Genomic DNA, 255 nt, shown 5'->3' with positions numbered 1-255 from the left:
AGCCGAGGCTGACGCGATCAGGCTGAAGGGCGAGGCGGAAGCAACGGCCATCAAGGCACGTGGCGATGCACTTCGCGACAATCCGGGTCTCGTTGCATTGACGCAGGCCGAGAAATGGGATGGTCAACTGCCGACCACAATGCTGCCCAACGGAGCGATTCCGATGCTGAATCTGAACAGTTCCCAGACGCCGCAGAAATCGCCCGATTACTGACCGGCGAATAAGGAACAGCGCGGCCCCCGACTATCCGGCGG

At 61.2% G+C, this 255-nt stretch carries 1 pseudogene; it reads left to right on the top strand.

From position 1 onward, the window contains the following. Nucleotides 1-214, top strand: a pseudogene (locus R0J92_RS24710) (hypothetical protein); the annotation flags it as partial. Between the last annotated feature and the right edge of the window lie 41 nt (nucleotides 215-255).

Source organism: Tritonibacter sp. SIMBA_163, assembly GCF_046535935.1.
Classification (GTDB): Bacteria; Pseudomonadota; Alphaproteobacteria; order Rhodobacterales; family Rhodobacteraceae; genus Epibacterium; species Epibacterium scottomollicae.
Note: the sequence above shows the minus strand (reverse complement) of the source record. Positions and strands in the feature narration are given on the sequence as shown.